At 64.4% G+C, this 16,144-nt stretch carries 14 protein-coding genes and 1 pseudogene; 7 read left to right on the forward strand and 8 right to left on the reverse strand.

From position 1 onward, the window contains the following. The 3 genes and pseudogenes from ACFP9U_RS00700 to dgoD form a co-directional block, all read left to right on the forward strand. Positions 1–210, forward strand: a pseudogene (locus ACFP9U_RS00700) (alanine--glyoxylate aminotransferase family protein); the annotation flags it as partial. 38 nt (positions 211–248) lie between these two features. Then, positions 249–995 (forward strand): pyridoxal 4-dehydrogenase, SDR-type, encoded by a 747-nt coding sequence (pldH, locus tag ACFP9U_RS00705; RefSeq protein ID WP_378618288.1) that lies wholly within the window; start codon positions 249–251, stop codon positions 993–995. A gap of 170 nt (positions 996–1,165) precedes the next feature. Further along, complete coding sequence (gene dgoD / locus ACFP9U_RS00710; RefSeq protein WP_378618290.1) at positions 1,166–2,314, forward strand: galactonate dehydratase; 1,149 nt, start codon at positions 1,166–1,168, stop codon at positions 2,312–2,314. A 21-nt stretch (positions 2,315–2,335) separates the two neighbouring features. On the opposite strand, the gene ACFP9U_RS00715 is transcribed toward dgoD, so the two are convergent. The 8 genes from ACFP9U_RS00715 to dctP form a co-directional block, all read right to left on the reverse strand. After that, positions 2,336–3,247 (reverse strand): dihydrodipicolinate synthase family protein, encoded by a 912-nt coding sequence (locus ACFP9U_RS00715; RefSeq protein WP_378618291.1) that lies wholly within the window; start codon positions 3,245–3,247, stop codon positions 2,336–2,338. Next, positions 3,247–4,302, reverse strand: coding sequence for a 2-hydroxyacid dehydrogenase (locus ACFP9U_RS00720; protein ID WP_378618293.1), 1,056 nt, complete (start codon positions 4,300–4,302; stop codon positions 3,247–3,249). Before ACFP9U_RS00720 ends, ACFP9U_RS00715 begins: the two co-directional genes overlap by 1 nt. A 67-nt stretch (positions 4,303–4,369) precedes the next feature. Continuing rightward, positions 4,370–5,068 carry a GntR family transcriptional regulator gene (locus ACFP9U_RS00725; RefSeq protein ID WP_378618294.1) on the reverse strand — a complete coding sequence of 233 codons (699 nt, stop codon included), beginning with the start codon at positions 5,066–5,068 and terminating at the stop codon, positions 4,370–4,372. Next, positions 5,031–6,557, reverse strand: coding sequence for a tripartite tricarboxylate transporter permease (locus tag ACFP9U_RS00730; RefSeq protein ID WP_378618296.1), 1,527 nt, complete (start codon positions 6,555–6,557; stop codon positions 5,031–5,033). Before ACFP9U_RS00730 ends, ACFP9U_RS00725 begins: the two co-directional genes overlap by 38 nt. Then, on the reverse strand, positions 6,548–7,021 hold the full coding sequence (locus ACFP9U_RS00735; protein ID WP_378618297.1) for a tripartite tricarboxylate transporter TctB family protein: 474 nt from the start codon (positions 7,019–7,021) through the stop codon (positions 6,548–6,550). Before ACFP9U_RS00735 ends, ACFP9U_RS00730 begins: the two co-directional genes overlap by 10 nt. A gap of 73 nt (positions 7,022–7,094) precedes the next feature. Further along, a complete protein-coding gene (locus tag ACFP9U_RS00740; RefSeq protein ID WP_378618299.1) occupies positions 7,095–8,057 on the reverse strand; it encodes a Bug family tripartite tricarboxylate transporter substrate binding protein in 963 nt (320 codons plus the stop codon). Between the two features lie 886 nt (positions 8,058–8,943). Next, complete coding sequence (locus ACFP9U_RS00745; RefSeq protein ID WP_322450422.1) at positions 8,944–9,324, reverse strand: carboxymuconolactone decarboxylase family protein; 381 nt, start codon at positions 9,322–9,324, stop codon at positions 8,944–8,946. Positions 9,325–9,515: 191 nt separating this feature from the next. Next, on the reverse strand, positions 9,516–10,583 hold the full coding sequence (dctP, locus tag ACFP9U_RS00750; protein WP_378618301.1) for a TRAP transporter substrate-binding protein DctP: 1,068 nt from the start codon (positions 10,581–10,583) through the stop codon (positions 9,516–9,518). A gap of 205 nt (positions 10,584–10,788) precedes the next feature. On the opposite strand from dctP, the gene ACFP9U_RS00755 reads away from it, so the two are divergent. The 4 genes from ACFP9U_RS00755 (at position 10,789) to ACFP9U_RS00770 (ending at position 16,136) form a co-directional block, all read left to right on the forward strand. Further along, positions 10,789–12,846, forward strand: coding sequence for a TRAP transporter large permease subunit (locus tag ACFP9U_RS00755; RefSeq protein ID WP_378618302.1), 2,058 nt, complete (start codon positions 10,789–10,791; stop codon positions 12,844–12,846). Between the two features lie 106 nt (positions 12,847–12,952). Then, on the forward strand, positions 12,953–13,801 hold the full coding sequence (locus ACFP9U_RS00760; RefSeq protein WP_378618304.1) for an FAS1-like dehydratase domain-containing protein: 849 nt from the start codon (positions 12,953–12,955) through the stop codon (positions 13,799–13,801). After that, a complete protein-coding gene (locus ACFP9U_RS00765) occupies positions 13,798–14,979 on the forward strand; it encodes a CaiB/BaiF CoA transferase family protein (protein ID WP_378618305.1) in 1,182 nt (393 codons plus the stop codon). Before ACFP9U_RS00760 ends, ACFP9U_RS00765 begins: the two co-directional genes overlap by 4 nt. Beyond that, positions 14,976–16,136 (forward strand): acyl-CoA dehydrogenase family protein, encoded by a 1,161-nt coding sequence (locus tag ACFP9U_RS00770; protein ID WP_378618307.1) that lies wholly within the window; start codon positions 14,976–14,978, stop codon positions 16,134–16,136. Before ACFP9U_RS00765 ends, ACFP9U_RS00770 begins: the two co-directional genes overlap by 4 nt. The last annotated feature ends 8 nt before the right edge of the window (positions 16,137–16,144 follow it).

The following is a 16,144-nucleotide window of genomic DNA, read 5'->3' on the forward strand; positions in this document are numbered from 1 at the left end:
GCGCGCGAGCGCTACGGCGTCGTCTTCTCCTCGGGCCGCGCGGAGACCCAGGGCAAGCTGACGCGCATCGGCCATATGGGCCCGACGGCGCAACCGATCTTCGCGGTGGTGGCCCTCACGGCGCTCGGCGGAGCGCTGAACGCCCTGGGCGGCACGGCGAATGTGGGACGTGGTGTGGAGGCCGCGCTCGCCGTCATCGATGCGGCGTGAGGCCATTTATTCGCAACAGATCTTCAAGGAGAATGAAAATGGCCGACAGGCTTGCGGGAAAGACGGCACTGGTGACCGGCGCGGCACAGGGGATAGGCAGGGCGATCGCTGAGCGCCTTGCCGGGGACGGCGCGACGGTGATCGTCAGCGACATCAATGCCGCAGGGTCACAGGCCGCCGCCTCGGAGATCGGCCGCGGCGCGCTGGCGATCGCCGCCGACATTTCCGACCCATCCTCCGTCGCCGCGCTGTTTAAGGAGATCGAGACGCGCGCCGGCGGCCTCGACATTCTGGTCAACAACGCCGCCATCGTGCCTTTCGTGCCGTGGGACGAGGTCGATCTCGACCACTGGCGCAGAATAATCGACGTCAACCTGACCGGTACGTTCATCGTTACGCGCGCGGCGACGGACCGCATGCGCGCCGCGGGCAAAGGCGGGCGCGTCATCAGCATCTCGTCGAATACTTTTTTCGCCGGCACGCCCAATATGGCGGCGTATGTCGCCGCCAAGGGCGGAATTATCGGCTTCATGCGCGCGCTGGCGACCGAACTCGGTCAGCACGGCATCACTGCGAATGCCGTGACGCCGGGGCTGATCGAGAGCGACGGCGTCAAAGCCAGTCCCCACAATGAGTCGTTCGGGTTTGTCGAGACATTGCAGGCGGTAAAGGGCAGGGGACAGCCGGAGCACATCGCCGATGTCGTGTCTTTCCTGGCCTCCGACGATTCGCGCTGGATCACCGGCCAGACGCTGAATGTGGATGCTGGGATGATACGCCACTGACAACCACGACGGTGAACCTGTCTCGGGCGGTTCTTAGCGCGTTCTGGTCGCTTTCGGTGCGGCCAGCGCTGCGGAGTTTGTCTGTGCCTGTTGGCATGGTAGAGACGGGTATCGGCGCCGCGGAGGTCAAGGATCTTCATGGCGTGGAGTTGTGACGGAGCGCCTGCGGCATGAAGATCACACGTCTTGAAACCTTTCGCGTGCCGCCGCGGTGGCTGTTCCTGAAGATTGACACCGATGCGGGGATAAGCGGCTGGGGCGAGCCGATCCTGGAAGGCCGGGCCGGCACCCTCGAAGCGCTGGTGAACGAACTCTCCGAGATGCTGATCGGCCACGACCCGCGCCGCATCAATGACGCCTGGCAGATGCTTTACCGCAATGGCTGCTACCGCGGCGGGCCGGTGTTGATGAGCGCAATTTCCGGCATCGACCAGGCGCTCTGGGACATCACCGGCAAGGCGCTCGGCGCTCCGGTCCATGCGTTGCTCGGTGGCGCACAGCGCGACCGCGTGCGCAGCTATATCTGGATCGGCGGCGATCGCCCGCGCGACCTCGTCGTGCAGGCGCGCTCGGCCATGGAGGCGGGCTTTACCGCGGTGAAGATGAACATCTGCGACGAGCTTGCCGTCGTCGATTCCCATGCCGAGATCGACCGCATCGTCACGCGGCTCGCAGAACTGCGGGAAGCCGTCGGACTGCAACTGGATCTCGCCTTCGATTTCCACGGCCGTGTGCACGCGCCGATGGCACGGGTGCTGGTGCGCGAGCTCGAGCCGCTGCGGCCGCTCTTCATCGAGGACGCGGTGGCTCCGGGGCAACTGGAAGCCCTGCGCGAGCTGTCGCGGTTGACGTCGATCCCGCTGGCGGTCGGCGAGCGCATGCACAGCCGCGCCGAGTTCAAGGCCCTGTTCGAGGCACGGGCAGCACAGGTGATCAACCCCGACCCCAGCCATATGGGCGGTATCACGGAGACCATCCGCATCGGTGCCATGGCCGAGGCGTACGACGTCGCACTGGCGCCACACTGCCCGCTGGGGCCGATCGCCCTTGCCGCCAGCCTGCAGATCGATGCCGTGTGCCACAACGCCTTCATCCAGGAGCAGAGCCTTGGCATCCACTACAACAGCGACGGCGATCTTCTCGACACGCTGGCGCCGGAAAGCCGGTTCGTGTGCGAGAACGGCTTCCTCCACATCCCCGACGGGCCGGGCCTGGGGATCGTCATCGACGAGGATGTTGTGCGCGAATATGCCAAGAAGGGGCACGACTGGCGCGCTCCTGTCTGGCGGCACAGGGACGGTTCCATCGCCGAGTGGTAGCGCCGGGCTCTGCCGAGCAGGTCAGCCGATCGGGTCCCAGCCGGCGGTGTCTATACCCAGCATATGCGCGTGTCCCGTCAGCGCCCTGAAGCCGAAGGGTGTGGGCGCCGGTGCTCCGCGACGTGGGTAAAACGCGAGGCTGTTACGGCGGCAAAACAGTAACTTACCGTAGGTTGTTAACGTGTCGAGCGACTGGACGACGAAGGTCGCCATGGGGAGCAGCCGCGCATAGCCGGCGCGGGCCTCGTTCTCCTTGCCGGCGGCCATGGCATTCCAGATGCTGATCAGGAAATCGGCGTATTCCGGTGCCGGGACATGGCCTTCGATCCCGGCATGCATGCAATCGATCAACTCCAGCCCGCCGCGCCCCGAAAAGACCTGCAGCCGCTCGCCCACCGCACCGACCAGGGCAGCCGTTTCAACGGCCGAGACCTCCTGCTTGACAGCGATGAGGTTGTCGTGATCGTCGCCCAGGCGACGGATGGCGTCGACGCCGAGGCCGACGCCGATGAATTGCGGCGCGTTCTGTATGGCGGCAGGAATCGGGCATTGCCGCAGGACCGTGCCGAATGCCGTGGCGAGCGCCGCTTCGTCCGACGCCGTTACGGGCGGCTGGATGATAACCCAGTCGGCGCCGTGATCGGCGGCATAAGCGATCGCCGAAACCTGGTCCTCTGGCGTCGGCTCGAAGATGGTGACACCGAGCGGCACCCGGCCCGCGATGTCCGCGGCATTCCACTCCACAATGCGACGGCGCTGCTGTTGCGTCAGATGCCGCACCTCCGTCGCTAGCCCCAGCGTGACGATACCGGCCGCGCCATACCGGTCGACACAGATATCCACCTGGCGGCGCATCGCTTGGCGGTCCGGTTCGCCGTCGGCACCGAACAGGGCATAGAGGACGGTGTGCACGCCTTTCGGGAGCTTTTTCATCACTGCTTTCCGCGACCTGTGTCAGGAATGTGTGCGGGCGGCGTTCGCCCGGCGCGGGTAGAGGGGCTGGACACCACATTGAGCAGCGGCCGCGCTTCGGCTGCGCGGCGGATGTTTTCAACCATGAAGGCCAGCCGCCGCTCGACCGTGCCGGCCGTCCAGCCGGACAGGTGCGGTGTCATGACGAGGTTGGGCAATGTTTCGAACGGATAGTGCCCGGGGCGCTGGTCGGCGTCCTCGGCGGGCGGATATCGGTACCAAACATCGATAACGGCACCGCCGAGACGGCGGTCGCTCAGCGCCTGCCAAAGCGCCGTCTCGTCGACCACCGGCCCGCGCGCCACGTTTACCAGAACCCCCTTGGCGCCCAGCGCATCGAGAGCGGCGCGATCGACGAGGCCACGCGTTTCTTGCGTCAGGGCCAGTGCAACGAGGAGGAAATCACATTCGGCCGCCATTGCCGGCAGGTCACTCAGCGCGAACCGGCCGTCCACACCCGAACCGTCGGGTATCGGCGAGCGGTTGGCCACCAGGATTCGGACACCGAAACCGCGCAACAGCCGCGCCAGCACGCGGCCGATCGCGCCGAAGCCGACAATGCCTATGGTCGAGCCCGAAAGCTCGCGATGCGGAGCTGCGCCGAAGCGGCTCGATCGCTCCCAGGACCCGCGCCGGAAGCTTTCTTCGGCGGGGCGGAGCCGATGACACCACTCCAGCATCTGGGCAACCGCGTACTCGGCGACACCTGTCTCATGCCCGCCGACATTACACACGTTCGCGCCGGGCGGGATATGGGCGAGGTCGATGTCGTCCCATCCGATGCCGGGAACCTGGACGAGCCGGAGCGAGGCGGGGGCGGGCGTCGCCGCGTCATAGCGGACGGTGATCGCCGCCACGGCATCGTCGAAGGCGGCTTGCTTCTCCTCGGCTGCCGCGCCGAGCCCGACGGCGACGATGCGGAACTTGTCGCCGAGCGCCGTCTCGATGTCGGCCTGCCGGTCGGCGAAACTGTCGCCATGAATGACGACCTTGAAGGATTTTGCGCGCCTGGTCATCTTCGTTCCGGTTTGCGCCTGGAAGAAGGGCAGGCGAGGGCGGCGCCGTGCCGGTGCGCCCGTTGCATCACGGGACAAGCTCCCTTGCCTGGCTGGCCGACAATTCGTGGGCGATTTCGATCGACTTGGCGAGAAGTGCGTCCAGAGCCGCTTCGGCTTCCGCGGCATTCCCCGCGGCGATGGCGTGCATGATCCGCACGTGCTCGCGGCCGGTCTCGGCAAGCCCCTTGCCTTCCGCGCCCGCATAGACGAAGCCTGCCCGGCGGTTGACGCAGTGCAGGGGCTCAAAGGTGCGGGCCGCCACTTCATGCTGTGCTGCCTTGGCCAATAGACGATTGAACGCATCGTCGATGCGCATGAAGCGCAGCGGGTCCGGCGCGTGCGCCGCCTCCTCGATCAGTGCCGCGAGATCGCGCAGCCGGCGACGCTGGAAATCGTCGGCCAGCCGCGCCGCCCGGCGGACCATCAGACGCTCCACAGACTGTCGTATGTCGATCGTCATGAGAATGTAGTCGACCTCGACGGGCCGGACGAGGACTCCGCGCCGCGGCAGTATGGTGACCAGGAAGCCATAGGAAAGCCGCAGTAGCGCCTCGCGCACCGGCGTGCGGCCGAAGCCGGTACGCTCGCACAGCTTCTGCTCGGTGGTTACCGTGCCCGGCGGCAACTGCAGGGTGACGACCATCTCCTCAATCGCCCGGTAGGCTGCTTCCGACCGGCTTTCCGGCTCAAGCACGGGACTGGCCCCCTCGGTCACGCTGCGCATCTTTCCTGTTCCTGATCAGGCGGACCAGAAAGACGATCAGCGGCGACAGCCACAAAATGATCGTTACCGTCGCCAAGCCGCCGGCGACGGGCCTTTCCACGAATGCCAGCAGTTCACCGCGCGCCCGCGTCAGCGACGTGAGGAAGGTCTCTTCCAGCATCGGCCCGATCACCAGCCCGAGGATGGCCGGTGCCAGCGGATAGCCGCCTTCTTCAAGCGCGTAGGCGACGATGCCCATCATCAGCATTGTGAGGACGGCGAACATGGTGTTGTCGACGGCGAAGGCGCCGACGATGCAGAAGGCCAGGATCGCCGGCATCAGGACCGACTTCGGCACCTTGAGCACGTAGCGATAGCCGGCGATCGCGGCGAAGCCGAAAGGCACGATCAGGATATTGGCAATGAGATAGGACAGGAAGACGGCATTGATCAGATCCGCGTTCATCAGGAAGACGTTCGGCCCGGGGTTGAGGCCCTTCATGAACAGGACGCCGATGATGATGGCGGTCAGGCTGTCTCCGGGAATGCCGAACACGGTGGCCGGAATCAGCGCTCCGCCGATGGAGGAGTTGTTGGAGGCTGAAGCCGAGGCAATCCCGTCGGTGATGCCGGTGCCGAACTTTTCCGGGTGCCGGGAAAGACGCTTGGAGAGTGCATAGGAGACATAGGCGGCGATATCGGCGCCGGCGCCGGGAATGGCGCCGATCACCGCACCGATTGCCGAACCGCGGGCGATCCCCCAGCGCAGCCGCTTCAAGTCCGTCCACAGCCCGTGAAACAGGCCGACGGCGGCAGCGGCGACCTGCGCGCCGTTGCGGCCAGCACCGAGGGCATAGCGCAGCAGTTCGGGAATGGCGAAAAAGCCAATGAGGACGGGGATGAAGCTCAGTCCTGCGGTCAGGGCGCTGAAACCGAAGGTGAAACGCATCTGGCCGGAAACCGGGTCCAGGCCCACCTGAGCGATCGCTAGACCGAGCAGCAGCGACAATGCGCCCTTTGTCCAGTGTCCCTGGCTGACAGCCGCCGCCGCCGTCAGTCCCAGGCAGGCAAGCCAGAATTTCTCGTAGCTGGAGAACTGAAGGGCTATCCGCGCCAGCCATGGCGCCGCGGTGATCAGAAGTATGGCGCCGAAGACACCGCCGACGGCTGAGCAGACGAGCCCCACGCCCAGCGCCTGCGACGCCCTGCCTTGCTGCGTCATGCGATAGGCTTCGTCGGCATAGGCGGCCGATGCCGGCGTGCCGGGGATGCGCAGGAGCGCGCCCGGCAGATCACCGGCGAAGATCGCCATGGCCGAGAGCGACATGACCGCGGCTAGCGCCGGCACGGGGTCGAGAAAATAGGTGATGGGGATGATCAGCGCCACGGCCATCGATGCGGTGAGGCCGGGAACCGAGCCGACGGCAAGGCCATAGATGGCCGCGAGCACCATGGCCGTAATGACGACCGGATCGGCCAGCAGCACGAGGGCGCGCAGCATCACATCCATGTCAGCACCCCTGCATACGGTTCAAGGAGGCCCCAGGGCAGCGGGACGCGCATAAGCTGCTGGAACAGGACCTGCAGGGCGAGGGCGATCGCCGTCCCGATCAGAAGCGAACTGATCCAGCGGCCGCGCATCAGGCCGATCAGGCCGCCGAGCAAGAGCGGCATGATGATGAGATAGCCGAGGGCAGGGGCGGCGGCGACGAATAGAAGGGGGACAGCGAGAAAGGCCACGACCGGCAGTCCGAACCGGCGCTCACCCCGCAAGCCCGGCGCCGCATCGGCACCCCTCCAGGCACGGATAGCGGCGACGAGACCGAAGACGATCATGCCGATACCGACGATATTGGGGAAGAGATCGGGACCGTAGGGAATGTGGCGCGGCGTCTCCAGTGGCATGGCGAAGACGATCAGTGCCGCGCCGAGAACCATGAACGCTCCCCCGATCGCGGTGTTTCTCAAGTTCATGGACTTCTTTGGACCTGCATATATGGGCGCCGCCCGCCGACGGCGCCCGTCCATCTCATGGCTGGAGCGGGCACTAGAGTCCCAGCGTGCCGATCAGTTCGCGAACCTGCTCCTCCTCGTTGAGGAGGAAGGTCTTGAAGTCTTCCGAGTTGCGCCACCGCAGGCCGAAGCCGCGCGAGACCATCGTCTGCTGGAAATCCTCATCATTGTAGATGTCTTCCATGGCCGTCTCCAACTGATCGGCGATCTCCTGGGGCAGGCCGGCGGGAGCGACAAGCCCCCGCCATGCGCCCAGTTCGAGCTCCAGCCCGGTCTCTTCCTCCAGCGTCGGAATATCGGGAAAGGCCTGCAGCCTTTCGGAGCCGAAGACGGCGAGTCCCTTGACCTGTCCGGCTTCGATCAGCGGACCGGCTTCCGGTACCGAGCAGGGAACGACATCGAAGCCGCCGGCGACCATCTCCTGCAGCGCCGCGGCGGCGCCCTGGCCGGAAATCATACGCACCTGCGAAAGATCCACCTCCCATTCCTGGAGCAGCGTTGCCAGCGCGATCGGCCAGGAGCCGCCGCAGCCGCCGCCGCAGGCAATGTCGTAGGCGGCCGGATCAGCCTTGATATCGTCCAGCGCCTGCGTGATCGAATCCCACTCCGAATCCTGGCGGACATGGAAGCCGGCGGGATCGAAATTGTATTGGGCGATCGGCGTCAAGTCGGCGACGTCGAAATCGCCCTGGCCCATCGGCTTGTAGTGGGCGAAGTTGTAGGCGATGCCGAGCGTGTATCCGTCCGGATCGGCGTCGGTCATCGTCGTAAATCCGACGACGCCGCCGCCCTGGCCCTGGTTGACCACGTTGACCGGCTGGCCGAGGCGCTCTTCGAGCTCCTGCGCAAGCAGGCGCCCCGTCGCGTCGGTGCCGCCGCCGGCCCCGGCCGGGACGATCAGGGTCAAGGGGCGCTCCGGCCACTGGGCAAGAGCCGCCCCGTTCAGCGCCAGCATCCATCCGATGGCGGTGGCGGTTATGGAAAAGGCGATCTTCATCATTTCCTCCCTGTGATATCCTGTAATATATCAATAACGTGCCGTGTGGTGTCAACACACGCCCCGTGGGTGTCCGGTGGCAGCGGGGGAATCATGGGCGCGCCAGGATGAGGCACGGGACTGTTCCCTCGTGCTGGCGGCGGTGAAATCCTGGTGACGGCAATCGAAAGTAAGAATGCCATGTGGAATTAAGGCACGAGCCTGACGGCACGTGGAGATGTTTATGGCTGACGATTCGTCACCCAGCGGGATCAAGGGCCTTGAGCGGACCTCGCCCGTCACCTCCACCACCGCTATCGAGCCTTTCACGGACGGCATAGGTCACCTCACACTGGCCATAGGGCACCCAGATGTTCTTGTCCTGGGTGCGCACTTGTACATGCCACTTCCTCGAACCAATTTTACGAAGGTCGCCGTTCGTTGCACTCCTTCCCGGCGTGTGCGTTCGGTGTGCACAGAGAGATCAAAGTGCTAAAAGCGTGTGCAATCTGGTCCAAAAGCCAATGCACACGTTCTCGATCAGCTCCATGACAATGCAGGAAGATGCAGTATAACCAATCCCTTAAGTTCGCCATCGCCCCGATGATGGATTGGACGGAGAATCCTTAGATCTCAACTTGTTAATGAGATCCCCGTGCATTTTCTGTGCAGTGACAAAGCGAAAATGAACGGATACCTGTTTCAGTGAGAGCGAAGTCCAGAAGCTAGCTAGATGTGGCTTTCTGGCGCTTCGTCGCTACGGATGATCTTCGCCGCACGGGTTCGACGCTTGTCAGTGAAGCGGCTTGAATGGCGACTGGTTCGAGAAGTGGACACCAACGCGCGCTGGATACGCGTTCCGTCCTGTCTGTCGAAGGCCGGGTAGATGGAAGGAGGCGCGGGCTGCTTAGAGCTGCCCGGCCTCCTCCAGAATCCTGCGAGCGATGCGGAAGCATTCGACTCCGCATGGAACGCCGCCGTAGATCGCGACGACATGGACGGCCGCGCGGATCTGTTCCTTGGTAACACCGTTACGTAGGGCGCCGCGGCAATGGGTCTCCCATTCGTGCCAACGGCCGAGCGCTCCGAGCATTGCGAGATTCATGAGGCTGCGCGTCTTCGGGTCGATTGCATCGTCGCCCCATCCAAAGCCCCAGCACCACGCCGTCATCGCCTCCTGAAATGGAAGGCTGAAGTCATCCGCCGAGGCGAGATTCTTCTCGACGTACTCCGCGCCAAGCGTCGCCTTGCGCTTTGCCAATCCCTTGTCGAACAGTTTGTCGTCCATCTAGCTCTTCACCTTCCTGATAATGCCTGGGAGCCCGGTCTGTTGGGCCATGGGGAACGGTGGCACCCACCGTGCATTGTCCCGTGCGAAGCGAGACAATGCAGCTCCCGCGACGCCGGGCGCGGCGGGAGGACTTTCGTGGCGCGCAAGCACGCGCCGGCACTGATGCTGTCTTGCAGGCAAGCCCGCAGTCACTTTCCAAGAACGGCACGCGCGCGCTCGACATAGGCCTCGCCGTCGAAGCCAAGCTCCCGGGCCCGGTCGTAGAAGGCCTGATAGGCAGCCTCGGCATATTCCGGCGCGGTTACGCGGTTGACCTCGCTCTGTGGCGCCGTCCAGTACTCGATCCCTGCCGCTTCCATGTCGGCGACGGCGGCATTGACATAGTCATAGAAGTTATAGAGCGCCTCGTGCTCGAGATCGTCCATCTCCGCTTGGATCGCGGTGCGCAGGTCCTCGGGGATGGATTCCCATACATCCTTGTTGATGATGACGACCCAGCCGGTGATCGGCCCGATCTGCCAGTTCTGGACGTTTTCGGCCAGCCGCCAATATTCCTGGCCGTTGCCGTAGCAGGTGGATGTGAAGACACCGTCGATGACGCCGCGTTCGAGCGCCGGCGGTATCTCGGAGAGCGGCAGGGGTGCCGGCTCCGCCCCGATTGCCTCCATCAGCGCGGCCGTCTGGGGATTGTGGACCCTGAGCACCTTGCCGCGGAAATCCTCCAAGGTGCGGATCGGTTCTTTCGAAAACAGCGCCTGGCTGCACCAGGCTCCTTCGGCCAGAACGACAGAGTTCCAATTCTCCTCCCACAGCCGCTCCACGTCTTCGCACCAGAAGGCTTCACAGAGATAGGTGTATTCGGCCATGTTGTTGACGAGGCCGGGCAGGTTGAACAAACCCATGCGTGGATCGTCGCCCGCCAGATAGGTGTGCAACGCGCCGGACATCGGCACGCGTCCGTCCCTTACCGCGGCGGTGATCTGCGTGCCGCCGACCAACGAATCGTTGAGCGTGACCTGCACCTTCCCGCCGGTCGCTTTGGAGATGCGCTCGGGCACCTGCTCCATCATGGCCGTGTAGAGCGAGTTCGGAGACGCAAGCACACCCATCGTGAGGTCGAAGTCCTGGGCGGCCGCCTGCGAGGGCAGGGCCAACATGGCGGAAACGGCAAAGCCGAACGCAACGGCACGCGTAGCCACGCTGCCGATCAGCGACGCAATTCCGCAGGCACCTGCCTTGTCGAGCTTCCTGGTCATGCTATTCCTCCCTGGTTGTATGGCGCGGCCGAACTGCCCTCTGAAATCGGATGCACTGACAATAATACAATCACACAGGACATTGCAACGGTCGAAAGCCGATGCTAGCTTCGGTCGTGTGTTCCCTGTCTGCCGCGCGGCCGGTGTCGGTAGAGATGCAGCTGTGTCATGTGCCGGCGAGGGGAGCTTGAGCGGGAGGATTCAGATGCAGCACGCGGAGGAATGCGTGGATACGCCCTCGTCACCTTCGGGCGAAGCCACATCCACCATTATCCTCATCGACCGCGTCAGCGATGCAACGGGATATCTCAGCGCGCTCGCACTCGTGGTGATGACCTCGATCGTCTGCTTCGAGATCTTTTCCCGATATGCGCTCAACGATCCCACCTATTGGGGCACGGACATCGCCACCTACATCCTGGTCGGCATGACCTTTCTGGGGCTGGCCCAGGCGCAGAGGGCCGGCGACCACGTGCAGGTGGAGCTCGTGCTCGCCAACCTGCGGGCGGAGCGGCGCCGCGTCTTCGAGATCTTCGCCAATTGGCTCGGACTCGTTTTCGTCCTGTTCACCGGCTGGCAGATGGTGATCTTCAATTATCAGGAATATGTGAACGACACCCGCGACTGGGGTCTGCTGGGCACCCCGCAATGGATCCCGCAGGTCCCTGTCTCCATCGGCTATCTCGCCTTCGCGCTAGCCATTTTCGGGGATATTCTCAGGAGCAGCCGACCGCATCGCTCCGTCTCCGTGGTGGTGCCGCTGCTTGCGCTCGGCCTTCCCCTGTTCCTTGTCTGGCTCGGCACCGGACCGGTTCGACCCACTGGTTGGCCGCTCGATTACGGTTCGATGGCCATAGTGGCGGTGGCGCTGGCCGGTGTGCTCGTCGTCAACGGCCCTAGGATGCTCCTTGCCGTGGGGGCCGCGATCGGCACTCTCGGCCTCGTCTATTGGACGGCCAAGGGGGCGGCCCTGCCGCTGATGGGCCTTCTCCTTGTCGCCACCCTTCTAGGCCTGCTGCTCGTCGGGGTGCGTGTGGCGCTCACGCTCGGCATCGTCGGGCTTTTGGGCTTGGTCTTCCTCCTACCCAACCCGCTGCTTTCCGTGCTGGCGGAGCGATCCTGGAACAGCGTCAACACCTTCACGCTGACCGCTGTGCCCATGTTCGTCCTCATGGGTGCGCTGCTCATCCGCAGCGGGGTGACCAGCGAGATGTTCGACGCGCTGACGCGCTGGTTCGGCCGCACGCCGGGCGGCGTGGCGCATGCGACGGTGGGCGCTTCGGCGGTCTTCGCTGCCGTTTCCGGTTCGAGCCTGGCCACGGCCGCCACGATGGGCAAAGTTGCCTGTCCGGAGATGATCAAGCGCGGCTACAGCCAGAGGCTCACCTTCGGGGTCGTGGCGGCGGGGGCCACGCTGGGAATCCTGATCCCGCCCAGCATTGCCATGATCATTTACGGCACCACAGTGGGCGTGCCGGTCACCCAACTTTTCGTCGGCGGCATCATTCCGGGCATGTTGTTGAGCCTCGGCTTCATGGGCGGTGTGGCAGCTTGGTCCGTCTTGCGGCCTGCGGCGACGCCGCGCGGCGAGCACTTCACAATTGCGGAGAAGCTGAGGGGAACGGCCTCCGTCCTGCCGTTCGCCATCATCATCCTGATGGTGCTGGGCTCGCTCTATCTCGGCATCGCCACGCCGAGCGAGGCGGGCGCGGTGGGGGCGGCCGCCTCCTTCTTCATCTGCCTCCTGCGCCGCATGATCACGTTGCGGGCGATGGCGGAGATCGCGCTGGAGACGGTTCGCATCACGTCCTTCCTGCTGATGATCGTCGTCGGCGCGGCGATCATGAGCTGGGTTTTCGACTTCCTGCGCATCCCGCGGACGCTGGTGAGTTATGTCGAGGCGACCGAGCTTGCGCCATGGATGATCATGCTGGTGATCGCTGCGATCTATGTGGTGCTCGGCATGTTCATCGAATCCATCTCCATGATGCTGATGACGCTACCCGTCACCTTTCCTATCATCATGTCGCTTGGGCTGGATCCGCTCTGGTTCGGCGTGGCGCTGGTGATTATGATCGAGGTCGGGCTCGTCACGCCGCCGGTCGGCATCGTTCTGTTCATCCTCCGAGGCGTTGCCAGCAGTGTGCCCTTGCGCGAGATCGTCTACGGCGTCCTGCCGTTTGTGGGCATCATGCTGGGGTTCCAGGTCCTGATCTATGCCTATCCGGAGATCGTGACCTGGCTGCCGGAACGGATGAAGTAACGGCAGCGAAACCGCCGGGGCGGCGCTGCGCAAGGATTCGTGATCATACGGTAAGACAATATTGTTGCGGCCCTCGGGCAGTCCCCAAAGCAGCCAGGAAACACATATGGACACGCCGCTCGAAGACTGGATCGGGAAGTCCGAGACGCGCGAGGATCTCCTCACCGCGGAGACGGTCGCTCGCTTCCTTGCGACTCTCGACCGCGACGATCCTCCGCCCGGTGAGGGCTATCCCGCGCCGCCGCTTTCCCATTGGCTCGTCTTCCTGCCGTGCGAAAGGCAGTCGGGACTGGGGCCGGACGGCCACGCCAAGCGGGGCGGCTTCCTGCCACCGGTCCACCATCTGCCACGGCGGATGTGGGCGGGGAGCAGGCTCGACTTTGCAGGTGACCTGCCGGTCGGCGCGCCGCTCGTGCGGCGATCGATCATCGCCTCCGTAAAGCGGAAGGAGGGGCGGGCCAGCGAACTCGTCTTCGTCACGGTCCGCCATGAGATCGGCAGACCCGACGGGCCGGTTCTTGTCACAGACGAACACGATATCGTCTATCGCGGCCTGCAGCAGCCGGCGGTGACGCCCGCACCGGAGAAACGGGAGCCTGGCGAATGGCACCGCTTGCTGGTGCCGGATCCGGTCCTGCTCTTTCGCTATTCCGCGCTTACCTTCAACGGCCACCGAATTCATTACGACCGGCCCTATGTCACCGACGTGGAAGGTTATCCCGGCCTCGTCGTCCATGGTCCGCTGTCGGCCACGCTACTGCTCGATCTTGTTCGCCGCAAGCTGCCGGCGGCGCGGATCAAATCATTCGGTTTCCGCGCCGTCTCGCCGCTCTTCGACGGCCGGGAGATGCATCTCAACGGCAGTCCGCCGGACCGGGAAGGCAAGGTTGATCTCTGGGCGACGAATGCCGAGGGCGGCCTGGCGATGACGGCAACCGTCGTGGTGGAGACATGACGCGCCCGCTCGACGGAATTCTCGTCGTCAGCCTGGAGCAGGCCATCGCCGCGCCCTATGCGACGCGGCTGTTGGCCGACCAGGGCGCCCGCGTCATCAAGGCGGAACGGCCGGATGGCGGCGACTTCGCGCGCCAGTACGATACCCGCGCCCGGGGCCAGTCCAGCCACTTCGTGTGGACGAACCGCTCCAAGGAGAGCCTCACGCTCGACCTGAAGAAGCCGGAGGCAGTCTCCGTGTTCAGGCGGATTATAGAGAAGGCTGACGTCTTCGTGCAGAACCTGGCGCCGGGCGCGGCCGACCGCCTTGGACTTGGCCACGAGACGCTCCGTGCCGAAAACGAAAGGCTGATCACCTGCGCGATCTCCGGTTATGGAGAAGGCGGCCCCTATGGCGGGAAAAAGGCCTACGACCTCCTGATCCAGGCCGAGGCCGGTTTCCTCTCCGTCACGGGCACGCCGGAGGCGCCGGCCAAGGCGGGGATTTCTATTGCCGATACCGCGGCCGGCGTCTCGGCCTACAGCACTATCCTCGCTGCGCTCCTAAACCGTCACAAGACCGGCAGGGGCGACCACATCGAGATCTCCATGCTGGAAGCCATGGCCGAGTGGATGGGCTATGCCATGTATTTCGCCACCGATACGGCGGAGCCTCCGCGGCGCGCCGGAGCAGGTCACGCGACCATATTTCCCTACGGCCCTTATGACACCTCCGACGGCACGGTATTATTCGGCCTGCAAAACGACCGCGAATGGCAGGCCTTCTGCCGCCTCGTGCTGGAGCGGGAGGATCTTGCGGTGGACGAGCGCTTCAAGGGGAATGCGGGCCGTACGAGACACATGGAACTGCTCGATCCGCAGATCAGGTCGGCTATGGCCAAGCTGGCGACGGCAGAGGCCATGTCGAGGCTCGAGGCAGCCAACATAGGCACGGCGAGCGTCAACGACATGGCCGCGCTCTGGGCGCATCCGCAGCTTGCTGCGCGCGGGCGATGGCGGGATGTCGGCATGCCTGGCCGCACCATCCCGGTCCTTCTGCCGTTCTCAGGTGCGGCGTGGCAGCCGCGGCTCGGCCCCGTTCCCGCTCTTGGTGAGCATACCACAGCCATTCTCCGCGAGATCGGATTGGGTGAGGAAGAGATTACCGCGGTAGGAAGCCAAGGAAGCGAGTCGCCATGAAAGCCCCGCATGACGAACATCAAGACCTGCGCGAGGCGCTGCGCGCGCTTTGTGCCGGCTTTCCGCCGGAGTACCACCGCAGGCACGGCGCCGATCGGACCTATCCGGAAGAATTTGTCGAGGCGCTGACCAAAGCCGGGTGGCTCGCGGCCATGATTCCCGAAAAATATGGCGGCTCCGGGCTGGGGCTCGTGGAGGCCTCCATCATCATGGAGGAGATCAACCGGGCAGGCGGCAATGCGGGCCACTGCCACGGCCAGATGTACAATATGGGCACGCTGCTGCGTCACGGCTCTGAGGCACAAAAGGAGAAATATCTGCCGAAGATCGCTTCCGGAGAGCTGCGCCTGCAATCGATGGGCGTCACCGAACCGACGACCGGAACCGACACCACGAGGCTGAAGACCACGGCGGAAAAGAGGGGTGACCGCTATCTCGTCAACGGCCAGAAGGTCTGGATCTCGCGCATCCGGCATTCCGACCTGATGATCCTGCTCGCCCGCACGACTCCATTGGCCGAGGTGAGGAAGAAGTCCGAGGGCCTTTCCATCTTCCTGGTCGACCTGCATGCGGCGATCGGCAACGGGCTGACGGTGAAGCCCATCCGCAACATGGTGGGCCACGAGACGAATGAGCTGTTTTTCGACGACCTAGAGATTCCGGCCGAGAACCTGATCGGCGAGGAGGGCAGGGGATTCCGGTACATTCTCGACGGGCTCAACGCGGAACGCACCTTGATTGCGGCCGAATGCATCGGTGACGGCTACTGGTTCACCGAAAAGGCGGTAGCTTATGCAAGGGAGCGGCGGGTCTTCGACCGCCCGACCGGTCAGAACCAGGGCGTCCAGTTTCCCATTGCCCGCGGCTATGTGAACATCGAGGCGGCGAACCTGATGCGCTTCAAGGCGGCGCGGAAGTTCGACGCGGGGGAAGACTGCGGTGCGGAGGCCAACATGGCCAAGCTGCTGGCGGCGGACGCCTCCTGGGAGGCTGCCAATGTCTGCTTGCAGACCTATGGCGGCTTCGGTTTCGCCGAGGAATATGACGTCGAGCGCAAGTTCCGTGAAACGCGACTTTACCAGGTCGCGCCGATCTCGACCAACTTCATCCTCTCCTATGTGGCAGAGCATGTCCTCGGCCTGCCACGTTCCTTCTGAAGGGATCG

The sequence above is a fragment of the Nitratireductor sp. GCM10026969 genome, assembly GCF_042660605.1.
GTDB lineage: Bacteria > Pseudomonadota > Alphaproteobacteria > Rhizobiales > Rhizobiaceae > Chelativorans.